Annotated in this window: 9 protein-coding genes and 1 rRNA gene; 8 read left to right on the top strand and 2 right to left on the bottom strand. The window is 41.4% G+C overall.

The genetic code is table 11. The features are described 5' to 3' along the window. Positions 1-208 precede the first annotated feature (208 nt). Positions 209-1,471 carry an aspartyl protease family protein gene (locus LY11_RS10315; RefSeq protein ID WP_111633634.1) on the bottom strand — a complete coding sequence of 421 codons (1,263 nt, stop codon included), beginning with the start codon at positions 1,469-1,471 and terminating at the stop codon, positions 209-211. 262 nt (positions 1,472-1,733) lie between these two features. Here LY11_RS10315 and rrf point away from each other — a divergent pair. After that, positions 1,734-1,845 (top strand): 5S ribosomal RNA (rrf, locus tag LY11_RS10320). Between the two features lie 86 nt (positions 1,846-1,931). Here rrf and LY11_RS10325 read toward each other — a convergent pair. After that, positions 1,932-5,630, bottom strand: a complete 3,699-nt coding sequence (locus tag LY11_RS10325; protein WP_111633635.1) for a gliding motility-associated C-terminal domain-containing protein — start codon at positions 5,628-5,630, stop codon at positions 1,932-1,934. Between the two features lie 767 nt (positions 5,631-6,397). On the opposite strand from LY11_RS10325, the gene gap reads away from it, so the two are divergent. The 7 genes from gap to LY11_RS10365 all read left to right on the top strand — a co-directional run bounded on the left by gap (position 6,398) and on the right by LY11_RS10365 (position 13,163). Then, the gene (gene gap, locus LY11_RS10335) at positions 6,398-7,390 is read left to right on the top strand and encodes a type I glyceraldehyde-3-phosphate dehydrogenase (RefSeq protein ID WP_111633637.1); all 993 of its coding nucleotides are present in this window, start codon (positions 6,398-6,400) and stop codon (positions 7,388-7,390) included. After that, positions 7,383-7,820, top strand: a complete 438-nt coding sequence (locus LY11_RS10340) for a GNAT family N-acetyltransferase (protein WP_111633638.1) — start codon at positions 7,383-7,385, stop codon at positions 7,818-7,820. The genes gap and LY11_RS10340 overlap by 8 nt, the downstream gene beginning before the upstream one ends. A 76-nt stretch (positions 7,821-7,896) precedes the next feature. Further along, a complete protein-coding gene (locus tag LY11_RS10345; RefSeq protein WP_111633639.1) occupies positions 7,897-9,090 on the top strand; it encodes a phosphoglycerate kinase in 1,194 nt (397 codons plus the stop codon). A gap of 189 nt (positions 9,091-9,279) precedes the next feature. After that, complete coding sequence (gene mraZ, locus LY11_RS10350; RefSeq protein WP_041883311.1) at positions 9,280-9,747, top strand: division/cell wall cluster transcriptional repressor MraZ; 468 nt, start codon at positions 9,280-9,282, stop codon at positions 9,745-9,747. Beyond that, complete coding sequence (rsmH, locus tag LY11_RS10355; RefSeq protein ID WP_111633640.1) at positions 9,737-10,642, top strand: 16S rRNA (cytosine(1402)-N(4))-methyltransferase RsmH; 906 nt, start codon at positions 9,737-9,739, stop codon at positions 10,640-10,642. Before mraZ ends, rsmH begins: the two co-directional genes overlap by 11 nt. Before the next feature lie 3 nt (positions 10,643-10,645). Continuing rightward, positions 10,646-11,074, top strand: a complete 429-nt coding sequence (locus LY11_RS10360) for an FtsL-like putative cell division protein (RefSeq protein ID WP_111633641.1) — start codon at positions 10,646-10,648, stop codon at positions 11,072-11,074. Beyond that, positions 11,064-13,163, top strand: coding sequence for a penicillin-binding protein (locus LY11_RS10365; RefSeq protein WP_111633642.1), 2,100 nt, complete (start codon positions 11,064-11,066; stop codon positions 13,161-13,163). The genes LY11_RS10360 and LY11_RS10365 overlap by 11 nt, the downstream gene beginning before the upstream one ends. Position 13,164: the final 1 nt, after the last annotated feature.

The raw sequence follows: 13,164 nt of genomic DNA on the forward strand, positions 1-13,164 counted from the left end.
AACAGAGAAGTTAAGCCCACCAGAGCCGATGGTACTGCGGTAACACGTGGGAGAGTAGGTCGGTGCCAAATCTTAAAGAAAGCCTGTAGGAAACTACAGGCTTTTCTTGTTTACAGGCATTTTTATAAGACATTTCTGATTGATACCGCTTGTTTATAAACCTTTTTGATGATGGGTACGCCTTTCTGTTGATACCTTTCTACCAGCTCTAAATTCGCTTTTTTAGTCTAAGCAATACAACATGCTTATCATTTCCTCTATATATCTCGATCAATAATTGTTTTCCATTGCGCTCTTTCAGCATTTCTGTCAGATCATTCAGCTTATAATGTATAACACTGGCGAAGTTTATCGCCGTAATTTCATCATTTACTTGTAGTCCTGCCTCCTCCGCAGGAGAACCAATTTCAATTCTTCCAATATAATACCGGTCCTTAATTCCTTGTAACACATAAATTTCAAGGCCAGACATGTCGTGCTCAAATTTTGGAACTTCATTATTATTCTTCTTCAGGTATATAGACCCACCTGTATAATCAAAAGTTACCACAAAATGCCGCAGTATATCTGAACCCAGGCTGCCATTCCGCGTTCTTCCTTCCATCGTGGAGCGTCCAATATTATATTCTGGAAAGCCTGTAAGCACTTCCTTGAAGGTATAAGTTCCAAGTTTAATCTCGGCAACCCTACCCATGGAGCCATTAATGATACCGTTAATTCCAACACCAAGATTTGCAGAGATAGTTTTGGCAGGTAACGGAAATGGTTTATCATGGAGTGATTCCATCATTAACGGGTGGCTTGAGCCATTATCAATCAGCAGATCGACAGGTATATCACCCAGTTCGTCGGTCTTTATTTGTGTAGACAGATAAGGTTTTCCACCTGTGATCTGTATCGGAATACTTGTTCCTTTAGGTTCAATTTTCGCATCATGGGTATAAAATGTAAGTTTGTTTGTATAGTAATTGATTTTTACGCTGAAGCTGTTGAAAAAATAATACCCAAGGATGCCATAAATTTTAATGCCAAGATAATTAGACAAATCGAAGATGTCTTTCTTAAAAATGGCTGTTGGTATATTTCTGATGGTGGCTTTACCTATTTTGGCAGTAACATTTCTGGTTAAAACTGCTTCGATATTATCACCAAATCCATAACCCTGAACCTTTACGGTCTGTGCCTTTTTGAGGTCAAGATTCTCCAGGAAAGTAGTGTCAGTGATAATCATTTGTGCCACACCTGTATCCAGCAGGAAATTGTAAGGGCCTTTGCCATTAATGTACACAGGAACGATAATCAGGTTTTTAACTAGTACAAAAGGAATAGACTGTTTTTTACGGCTTCCGCTGAACTCAAATCTTTGGGCATAAATAGGAGAGGCTATCGCAAACAGCAGGTATAGGATGAAACCTCCGGTAAGCAATAACTTAGCATAGCTAATTTTCCTGGAGAGTCGTTGGATCATCATTATACTGTTTATAATTTCCAGAAATATGCTTTTTGAAAAAATATAAGACAGATGCCACAGCAAATGCCGGGGAACGCTAAGCTTAGGAACAAGAAGTATATTTGGTTAGAAATTCTTTATATTAAATATACAAAAAATAATTGTTAAGCTAAGATTGAATAATTTGTTATTTATAGGGCTAATGCGATATTTTTAGCTATCTTTGAGCCATCAATAAGACATAAAAACATGAACTGCGATTGCAGGGAGTGTTCGAAAATATTTAGGTGTCTATATCGGTGGTGTCCACCTCTTCCCATTCCGAACAGAGAAGTTAAGCCCACCAGAGCCGATGGTACTGCGGTAACACGTGGGAGAGTAGGTCGGTGCCAAATCTTAAAGAAAGCCTGTAGGAAACTGCAGGCTTTTCTTGTTTACAGCATTTTTTATTTAAGACGGGAAATTATTAAAGCCAAATTGATTACTTTAAAACTGTTAAAGTGCCCGAAAGGATTTTCCTTCCGTTTTTAGGATCTATCACGTAATAATAGACCCCCGCAGGTACATATTCCCCGTTATATTTCCCGTCCCAGTTCTTTGCAGCACCGGTTGCACTGTATACTTTTCCACCGTATCTGTTGAACACATTGACAGTAGCCTGAGGATAACTGCTCAAATATTTAATATTCCATTCATCATTGATGCCGTCACCATTGGGAGTGAAGGTATTGGGGATTTCTGGATTCTGTAAGACGTGTACAAAAACATCATCTGTCGCAAAACATCCCTGGGCGGTTGTTACTGTCAGTTGATAAGTAATATCCCGTGAGGGTGAGGCGACGGGATTAAGTATATTATCCTTGTCCAGTCCTGTTGATGGGATCCATTTATAGCTTAAAGTTAAATCGGGTGAAGCAGTTACTGCCGCTGTCAATTGTACCTCTCTGCCTTCCAAAACCACCTGGTCTTTCCCGGCATCTACAGCTGGCGTACCAAAAACGATAATGTCCTGTGTTTTGGCAATTGAAGAGCAGCCATTGTCCGTCGTAAATGAATAAGTTAAAGTATGTTTTCCTGTGCCTGCGGCATTAGGGTCAAACAGACCAGAAGCACTGACTCCGTCCCCGGTATAAGTACCCTTACCTGGTAATTGGCCGGAAGCCTCTCTGCCCTGGGTGAGCTGAATGGGAGCGCTGGAACTGCATATTGATGTTGGTATGACATCGAAAACTACCTCGGGTACCGCCTGTAAAGTAATTGGGATAGTCTGTTCATCGATGCAGGAAAGCCCGGAATAAACCACCATTCGTACTTGGAATACTTTAGTGGCTGGGGTATTGAATACTGGATATAGGTGTTTGTATAACTTTGGGGTGGCATGCCGCAATCCAGGACTGTTGTCTGTTTCCACAACCGTGGGATTATTTTGCGCATCATAATACCAGTCAATGCGGGTGATCTCGCCAAAATCTACTGTTGCGTGATCTTCAAATAAAACCTCTCTGCCACTACATAGCGCCGTACTGTTTTGCACGGTAAAACCGGCTTTTGGCGCACTGCCGTTTACGCGGAATGTTTTCGTCAGGGTACGGCCACAGCCATTTCTGAATACAGTCAGTTTGGTGAGGTATTCTCCGGTATGGGTATAAACATGCTGTCCATCCCTTGTTGTAGCGGTTGGGTTCGCCGAACCGGGATCTCCAAAATCCCACAAATAAGTAATCTGGTTAGCTTCATCATCAGTAACTATTGTTTTATTGTTAAATTTTGCTGAAGCATCCTTTAAACAAATATCAGGCATATCAAAATCCACTGCATCAGGTGGCATAATTACATTGAACTTCACAACATTACTAATTAACTGTGTAATGGTGCAGCCAGAGTAGGATATAGTCCGGCGGTAGTATATGGTTTGCTGAATCAGGGGTGGGGTATAATCTTTAGCCATAGCCCCTGCAATGTCCTGGTAGGTAATTCCATCCGAAGAAGATTGCCACTGGTAAGTATAAGAATCGGTTCCTGCTACGATTGCACTTCCTTCAATCGGGTCAGGGTTTCCTTCCGTACAAAATGTCGTAGTCAGGGGAGCCTTAATTTCGTTTTGTATATTAGGCACGCCTACAGTTACATCACTTGTGGTAGAAAGATTACCGTTATAATTACTTCCGGCCACCGGGCCGGAAATTCCTGTCTCATAAGAAGTGTTACTGCCGGGGAAAGCATTTAAAACAGGGGTAATTCTGCGGGCAGTATCAGCTAACGTCCGTGTAGGATCTAAATACAGAGCCTGAGCATTGCTTTTATAAATTCCTGCCTTCGTACCGCAAGGAATACTGGCGGTTAAAGTAAGCTGGACCTGATCGCCTGGAGAAATGTTAAAGTTCCCGAATAAGAGTTGGTTGGTATCTCCGCTAAGGTTGTTAACCGTGGCCGGTCCGCTGGAGTCTCCTGTATAAGTGACAGTTGCTGAACTGTACAAAAATCCAGGGGGAAGTTTCACCTGGATTTGCACACCTGCTGCTGTTCCCCCACCAGAATAATTAGTAGTATTGATTTGATAGTTGACCGTAGCTCCGGCATATTGGATACCCGTGGGGGTGACACTGGTAATTACAGTATTGAGCTCGGGATAACAGAAAGAACCTCCTCCCTGTAAATAAGGCGGTAAACTCGAAATCGCAAAGGGAGCTGTGTGTCCATCCTGACCTTCAGCAGCAAAATTATGTGTTCCATGGATAAATCCTGCGGTACCTTTCCCTACGTTCACATTGACTGAAGCAGGAGGAACAGAATAGAAGACTTCGCCACCACCACCACCACCACCCGGTCCACCGGCATTAGCTAACACACTTCCTCCATTACCACCTTTGGCTTCAATAGTAAGGCTGGCTGAAGGATCAGGATTGGTAACTTTGATCAGGACCGTACCACCTGCACCACCACCACCGGCCGCATCAAAATCATCATTGGCCTGCGCGGCATATCCTGAACCTCCATTTGACAGGATTTTACCTGTACCTGTAATTCGGCCAGCATTAATCACGATGATCCCACCCCCGAATCCTCCTCTTGAACCGTCTCCTGCACCAGCACCCCCGCCGCCACCCATAATCAACCTGCTCAATTCTGGAGTTAGTGGGTCATAATTTGCCGATCCCGGTCTTCCGCCATTTGGGAAAGAACCTGGGGCATTTAAGGCGGAAGCGCCATTACCACCTACGCCAGCTGCACCTCCATTGCCGCCGCCGCCGCCGCCTGCATTAAATTCATTTCCACCACCGCCAGCATTGCCGGGTGCTCCTTTGCCATAGGAGCCCACTGGCAGCCCTTCAGTTGGATTGGTCACCTGGTTAATAAAATTTACCACATATATTGGTGTACCGGCAATACCTTCCCCTTTGCTGGAACCGCTGCTGTCTGCGAATGTGACATAGTTTCCAATCAAATTGTTCTTTGAAACAACTTTTGGCCTTAATCCGCCTCGAAATCCACCAGCGGAGACATCTATTTGAAAACCACTCAAGTTCATCGTGCCCGATACATTGTATGCGATGACTCCTCCTATTTCTCCATTAAACGGGGAAGTATAGATATTCTGAGCTAATGTTAGGTTAGAATACTGAGGAACCCGGATAACCTGAAATTTCCTTCTCCCACGATTGGGAGTTGCATCTTCATTGGTATAAGCATTAACGGTGCCTTTTCCTGCCCCGGCTCCTCTAAAATTTAAAACGCCTCCGCTAAGGGGAACAGCATTGTTAGCAATTACATATTCAAACTTGCCAGTATTGCTTAGGCTGGTATAGCCTGTACCACCGAGCCCGTCATTCCCTGCTTTGTCATTATTTGAACCGTAAAAAGCATCATTGGTATACTGTATGGTTGCATCCTGCATTTGGATAATCAATAACATATCACCGGCACGGATGGGGGTAATGCCATAACTTAAATAAGTATAGGTCTGACTGGGCACTGCGCCGAGCGCTATACTTTTAGCTCCTGCTGGTAAGCTCACACCTCGCTTCGGCGGAAAATAAGTATTCATTGTACTGGAATAATTTGTTGATCCAAACGGATGGGAAACAATTGCTGGTCCGTCCAGACCGGGTGTACCACAGATTTGTGCCTGTAGTGCTGAACATAAAAAAAACAGCAATAAAAGTAGAGGTATTCTTTTCATTCTTTACTGAGCGTATCCATAGATTTTGAATGAAATTAATGATAAGATTTATAATTATAGTGTTTTATTAACAAATTCATTTACAGCGATATATGTGTTTTATTTTAATGGCAAATGCTAAAACATTATAGTAAATAAAACCCCCGGAAATAATCATTAAGATATATTGAAATCATTTATCTTAATGGTTGAATCTTTCCAGGGTTTTCAATTTCTCAACCATTAACACGGTGCTTTACCCACCACATATACAGCCCTTGTGAATGGAGGTTGTGCTTTTTGTGCTATGAAAAAATTGGATAGATAAGTCCGTACATTATTGGATAAAGGGCTTACTGGTCTTCCAGGGCCAGTATTTGATTTAATTGCGCAGAGCCTACACCCATCTGGACAAGGTGCCACAGCAGTAAGATCCAAAGGATTATAAAGGGTATAGCTAATGCTCGAATTCGGGTCACCTGACCCGTTATACAAATACCATGCTTTTGCCATAATAAAGATTCTTTTATAAATCAAAAAGACATCAAAAAACTTTAATTCACGCCTACTCTTTCCATGGTTTTCGGCTGCTCCATAATTAACCATTTTATAGTATTAATTTACGAATACATGTGCTGTTTTGCTAGGGTCAAAGTTTACAATCTGCTATGATCCTGATTTTAAACCCTTATCATTCAGCTACTCTATAAACTGGATGTAAAACAATGAAATATCATAAGTTAAGCCCAAAGAATATACCTAGTTTTGTGCCGTCAATTGAAAATGAAATGAAATTAGCAATTAATGGTTTTGGCAGGATAGGACGTATATTTTTACGGACTGCTCTGGAAAAAAATATCAATGTGGTCGCTATTAACGATCTTGGTGATCCGGCAACTTTAGCGCACCTGTTTAAATATGATACCGTTCACCGTGGTTTCAAAGGAGAGGTGACTTTTGATGAAGAAGCGCTGATTATTAACGGAAAACGAATTAACGTTTACCGCGAAGCCCAACCAGAGAATCTTCCCTGGAAAGCTTTAGACATAGACATCGTACTGGAATCTACGGGTAAATTTACAACCAGAACAGGAGCAGGCAAACATTTGCTGGCTGGTGCTAAACAAGTACTCATCTCTGCCCCGGCAGACAAAGACATTCCTATGTTTGTACTGGGCGTGAATGATTCGGCACTGGACTTAAGTGCTGAGATCATTTCTAACGCTTCCTGTACCACAAACAATGTAGCACCAATGGTAAAGATCCTCGATGATAAATGGGGGATTCTTGACGGTTATATTACCACGATACATTCCATGACTGGTGATCAGAACCTCCATGACGCACCACATAAAGATTTAAGAAGAGCAAGAGCTGCCTCTGCCTCGATTATACCTACCAGTACAGGAGCTGCAAAAGCAATTACCAATATTTTCCCTCACCTGGAAGGTAAACTGGGAGGAGCAGGTATTCGTGTTCCGGTATTAAACGGTTCATTGACTGATTTTACCTGTATCCTTAAAGAGAAAGCTACGATAGAAGAAATCAATGCAGCTTTTAAATCGGCTGCTGAAAATGAAATGAAAACTGTACTGGAATATACAGAAGACCCGATTGTCTCCGTAGATATTCTGGATAATCAGCATTCTTGTATTTTTGATGCACAACTTACCTCTATTGTTGGTGATCTGGTTAAAGTAGTAGGCTGGTATGACAATGAATCCGGTTATTCCGCAAGATTGGTTGACCTGGTCCTTAAAATTTCAGAAAATCATGATTAGAAGAATTTCACCGGCAGAGACACTGCACCTGAGAAGTACCGTATTATGGGGCAACAGGCCTCTGGCAGATTGTGGCCTGGCTACTGATGCTGTAGAAAATGGATTTCACCTGGGCTGTTTTGAAGATGACAGGCTGGTTTCTATCGGTACATTTATCCCTGAAAATTATAAAGAAAAAGGAGACGGAGGTTTCAGGCTGCGCGCTATGGCTACTGATCCGGCCTATACCGGGCGTGGTTTTGGCGCAGAACTAATAAAATTTGCAATCAATGAGCTGAGATCGGTTCATGCTTCTTATATTTGGTGTAATGCAAGGACTGTCGCTGTAGGTTTTTACAGCAGACTAGGGTTTGAAGTCATTTCTGAGGAATTCGAAATTCCAGGAGTCGGCCCGCATTTTGATATGTTTAGCCAAATAGCCGAAAAATAAATTTATAACGTGAAAGTTGTGATTCATCGTTGATGATGCGCATGACTTTTTTTAACACCTAAAAATTAGATACAAGATGAAAACAATTGACCAATGTGATTTCAAGGATAAGAAAGCTTTAGTACGGGTAGATTTTAATGTGCCCCTGGATAAGGATTTCAACATCACAGATGATAAAAGAATGCGGGCTGCATTACCAACAATCACTAAGATTTTGAATGATGGTGGTTCTGTGATTTTAATGTCACACCTGGGCCGCCCAAAAGGAGGTCCTGAAAATCAATTTTCACTGAAACATATTTTAGGTGATTTATCAAGAATGCTTGATCTTGAAGTTAAATTTGCTGATGATTGTATTGGTGCTTCTGCTGTTGATGCCGCAAGAAACCTTGTTCCGGGACAGGTTTTATTGTTAGAAAACCTTCGCTTTTACAAAGAAGAAGAAAAAGGAGATAAAGATTTTGCAGCTAAACTTGCGAAATTAGGCGATGTATATGTAAATGACGCTTTTGGTACAGCACACCGTGCACATGCTTCCACTTCAATTATTGCTGAGTTTTTCCCTACAGAAAAATACTTTGGTTACCTGATGGCTGAAGAACTGAAAAATGCAGAGAAAATTAACCACCATGCAGAGAAGCCTTTCACTGCGATTATGGGCGGCGCGAAAGTATCAGACAAAATCCTTTTAATTGAGAGCTTACTTGAAAAAGTAGATAACCTGATTATTGGTGGTGGTATGGCTTATACTTTCAGTAAAGCACAAGGTGGTGAAATCGGTACTTCTTTATTGGAAGCTGACCGTATGGAACTTTGTTTGCAATTGCTGGAAAAAGCGAAAGCAAAAGGCGTAAATATCATTTTACCTCTGGATACTGTTATCGCAGATAAATTTGACAATAACGCTGAAAAGAAAAATGTTGATGCAGGTCATATCCCTGCAGACTGGATGGGACTGGATATTGGCCCTAAATCAGTTGAACTTTTCTCTGAAGTAATTAAAAAATCAAAAACGTTATTATGGAACGGTCCGATGGGCGTTTTCGAAATGGCTAATTTTGAGCAAGGTACGCGCGCAGTTGCCAATGCAGTTGTAGCGGCTACCAAAGAAAATGGTGCATTTTCTTTAATTGGTGGTGGTGACTCTGCTGCTGCAATTGCTAAATTCAACCTGGAAGATGAAGTGAGCTATGTTTCTACCGGTGGTGGTGCATTGCTTGAATATATGGAAGGTAAAGAACTACCTGGTGTTAAGGCTATTAACGGATAAGGTTAAAGCCAATAAAATTTCCACAGGATTACGATCCTTTTTGAAGGCCGCTTTTTAAAGCGGCCTTTTTGCATGTATAGTGGTAGAATGTGGAGCATAATTTATGTTGATAACTTTTTTGTGGTAGATTGTGGTAAAAAGTGGTAGAAGTATCTATTTTTACACTACATAAAAAGTGTAGATACTAAAATGGTTCAACTACTTGGAGAATTTGATTGTAAATTGGATACGAAAGGCCGCATGATGGTCCCTTCGAATCTGAAGAAACAATTGCCAAACGTTGAGCAAGAAGGACTTGTGATAAACAGAGGCTTCGAAAAGCATTTAGTGATCTACCCTAAAAAAGTGTGGGAAGGAATAGTGGAAGAGCTGAGTAAACTGAACCAGTACGAGAAGAAAACGAGAGAATTTATTCGCTTTTTTACGCGTGGCGCGACGGAATTGACGCTGGATGCTTCGGGTAGAGTCAATCTTCCGAAGTCATTATTGGAATTTGCAGGTATAGATGGCGAAGTAATCTTGTCTTGTCAGTTTGATAAAATAGAACTTTGGTCTAAAACTGCGTACGACAATTTACTGGACAGTGAGCCGGAAGATTTTGCAAATCTGGCGGAAGAAGTGATGGGAAATAAAAACAGGGGGGAAGATGGAAAATAATTATCATGTGCCAGTACTTTTGCAGGAATGTATTGATGGGTTGAATATCAAACCTAATGGTGTATATGTGGATGTTACTTTTGGCGGCGGCGGCCATTCAAGAGAAATCCTGAATAAACTGGGCAAAGACGGTGTACTCATCGCTTTTGATCAGGACCCTGATGCGCAACGTAACAAGATTGATGATCCCCGCTTTTTATTTGTTGATCAGAATTTCGCTTTCTTAAAAAATAATCTTCGTTTATTGGGTTATAAGCAGGTAGATGGCATTCTGGCTGATCTTGGCGTTTCTTCACATCAGTTCAATGAGCCGGAAAGAGGCTTCTCTACCCGTTTCGAATCTTCTTTGGATATGCGTATGGATAAACAGGGCAAGCTTACTGCAGCTGATGTTTTGAATACTTATACTGAAGATAAACTGCATAAAATATTTGGGATCTACGGTGAGGTTAAAAATGCGAAATCATTGGCCAGAGCGGTCGTAACATCACGCGCAGGACAGCCTATTGTAACCCTGGCAGACTTTAAAGCTGCTGCAGGGGCCCACATCCCAAAAGGAAAAGAAAATAAATATATGGCACAGGTATTTCAGGCTTTACGTATCGAAGTGAACGCGGAGATCGAAGTACTGGAAAGCTTTTTATTGCAAACTGCCGAGGTGTTAAGCCCGGGTGGCAGACTGGTAGTCATGTCTTACCATTCACTGGAAGACAGGCCGGTAAAGAATTTTATTGCTAAAGGAAAGATCAGAGGCGAAGCAGATAAGGACTTCTTTGGTAATGAAGAAAAGCCATATAAAGTGATTACGCGTAAAGCTGTGATTGCCGAGGAGGACGAGCTGGAAAGAAACAGCAGGTCCAGAAGTGCAAAGTTGAGAATTGGAGAAAAGATCTAAGATATGAACAACCAGTTCAGAGCAGATGAGGTAGAGAACGAAGAGGAATTGCCAGAAGAACCGGTAATTCGCTTAAAAAAGCCCAAAAAAGAAAAGAAGGAGCCTGAAAATGCTAACCTTTTCTTTAAAAAGCTTTTTGTGGATGGCGTAGTGACTAAGGAAGCCGCTACTGCCATGCTGCCATTTCTTATCTTCTTGTCGCTGTTGACGATGCTTTACATCGCGAACAGCCACATGGCGGTTAAAAATATAAGAGATATAGATAAACTAAATAAAGAAGTAAAAGAACTGAGCTGGGAATATAAATCGCTTAAAGCTGATCTGATGTTCAAAAGCAAGTTAACGGAAGTAGCAAAAAAAGTAGATACGTTAGGCATTAAGGAGCTAACAGAGCCTCCTAAAAAAATTATCATAAGTAATGATGAACATTAGAGCTAACATATTATTACGTGTTTATCTGTCCTTCGGACTGATTGTACTGCTTGCCGTGGCAGTATTGGTCAGATTATGCGATGTACAATTTGTAGAGGGACATAAATGGCGTGCCATGGCCGATAGTCTCTCTACAAAGTATATCAATGTGGATGCTGCACGTGGTAATATCTATTCTAATGATGGAAGCCTGTTAGCTACATCTGTACCAGAATACGAATTGAGAATGGATTTGTATGCTGGCGGAATTAGTGAGAATAAAGTTTTTTATGCTAAAGTGGATTCTCTGGCTATGAAACTTTCACAGTTTTTTGTAGATAAAACGCCAAAGGAATATTCCCGTATGCTGCGTACTGCCAGAGCAGACAGCGTGAGGTACTTATTGATTAAGCGTAAAGTGAATTATCAGCAGCTCAAGGAATTGAGGACTTTCCCATTGTATAATATTGGAAAGTATAGTGGTGGTTTGATGGCCATTCAGCAGAATAAAAGAATTTTACCTTTTCAGAACCTTGCAAAAAGGACGATCGGGTATAAAAATGAAAACGTTTCCAACGGCGTAGGACTGGAAGGTGCTTACGGCAATTATATTAATGGGGAAAGTGGTAAAAGACTAGTACAACGTATTGCTGGTGGTGTTTGGATGCCGGTTAATGATGAGGCTGAAATTGCACCGAAAGATGGAGCTGATATCATTTCTACGATCGATATTAATATGCAGGATCTGGCGCAGAGTGCATTAGAGAAACAAATGATTAAAAGTGATGCAGATCACGGGACAGTAATTTTGATGGAAGTGGCGACTGGTGAAGTCCGGGCAGTTGCGAATTTTACCAGGGAGAGTGAGGGTGTTTATAAGGAAATGTTCAATTACGCGATTGGCGGAAGCCAGGACCCGGGATCTACTTTTAAGCTGGCCTCTTATATGGCTTTGCTGGAAGATAAAAAAATAGATACAAACACTACAGTGGATACTGGAAATGGAGTTTACAGGCTTTATAACCATAATATAAAAGATTCCCATGGGGGCGTAGGAGTGGTAACTGCTAAAAAGGCATTTGAAGTTTCATCAAATACCGCTGTGGCCAAATTTGTTTATGCCGCTTATAAAGATAACCCTAAACAGTTCACGGATCATTTATACCGGATCCATATGAATGAAAGACTGAAACTGCAAATTACCGGGGAAACAAAACCGGTCATTAAGAATCCGTCTTTTAGGTCCTGGAGTGGTTTAACCTTAGCGCAGATGGCTTATGGTTATGAAATGCAGATTACTCCACTGCAAATTTTGACGTTTTATAATGCCATCGCCAATGATGGAAAGTATATATCGCCAATTTTTGTAAAAGAAATCAGAAGGCTGGGAAACCCGATTGAGCAGTTTCATGCCAGGGTGATCAGTGAGAAAGTTTGTTCTGAAGCTACTGTTAAAAAATTACAGGCCATGCTGGAAGGCACGGTCACAGAAGGTACTGGTAAACTGATGGGGTCCCCGTTTTACCGGGTAGCTGGAAAAACAGGTACTGCACAGGTGGCCGATGGAAATAAAGGTTATAAAGCCAAGAGAAGTTATCAGGCTTCTTTTTGTGGGTATTTCCCGGCTGATAAGCCTAAGTACTCGATTATGGTTTCTATCAACGGACCGAAAAACGGGTATTACGGTGGATCGGTTGCCGGACCGGTATTTAAAGAAATTGCAGATCGTATTTACGCAAGTGATGTGCAGATGTATAATAATGTAACTGACCATCTGGTTGGGAACACGAAAAGTCCGGAAGCGAAAGCAGGACAGAGTAAAGCAGTGAAAAGTGTTTACAATGCCTTGGGAATTAAAGCCCTGTATGCTGCTAAATCTGACTATTTCAATAGTATAGATACCAGCAACGGGATTGTTTACCAGGAATATAGTTCTGTGAAAGGTATGATGCCTAATGTAAGTGGAATGGGCTTAAAAGATGCCTTATACCTTTTGGGAAATGCGGGTTTAAAAACACAGGTTAAGGGAAGCGGAAAAGTAATAAGCCAGTCGATTCCTTCAGGGATGAAGATTGGAAGAGGATTATTGGTACAATTAGAATTGAAATAAG

The organism is Pedobacter cryoconitis (genome assembly GCF_003259615.1).
Lineage (GTDB): Bacteria > Bacteroidota > Bacteroidia > Sphingobacteriales > Sphingobacteriaceae > Pedobacter > Pedobacter cryoconitis.

What these genes read in the sequence shown, in the direction of transcription:
- LY11_RS10325 (WP_111633635.1), bottom strand. Translation starts at nt 5,630, where the DNA reads ATGAAAAGAATACCTCTACTTTTATTGCTGTTTTTTTTATGTTCAGCA.
- rsmH (WP_111633640.1), top strand. Translation starts at nt 9,737, where the DNA reads ATGGAAAATAATTATCATGTGCCAGTACTTTTGCAGGAATGTATTGAT.
- LY11_RS10365 (WP_111633642.1), top strand. Translation starts at nt 11,064, where the DNA reads ATGAACATTAGAGCTAACATATTATTACGTGTTTATCTGTCCTTCGGA.
- LY11_RS10360 (WP_111633641.1), top strand. Translation starts at nt 10,646, where the DNA reads ATGAACAACCAGTTCAGAGCAGATGAGGTAGAGAACGAAGAGGAATTG.
- LY11_RS10345 (WP_111633639.1), top strand. Translation starts at nt 7,897, where the DNA reads ATGAAAACAATTGACCAATGTGATTTCAAGGATAAGAAAGCTTTAGTA.
- mraZ (WP_041883311.1), top strand. Translation starts at nt 9,280, where the DNA reads ATGGTTCAACTACTTGGAGAATTTGATTGTAAATTGGATACGAAAGGC.
- LY11_RS10315 (WP_111633634.1), bottom strand. Translation starts at nt 1,471, where the DNA reads ATGATGATCCAACGACTCTCCAGGAAAATTAGCTATGCTAAGTTATTG.
- gap (WP_111633637.1), top strand. Translation starts at nt 6,398, where the DNA reads ATGAAATTAGCAATTAATGGTTTTGGCAGGATAGGACGTATATTTTTA.
- LY11_RS10340 (WP_111633638.1), top strand. Translation starts at nt 7,383, where the DNA reads ATGATTAGAAGAATTTCACCGGCAGAGACACTGCACCTGAGAAGTACC.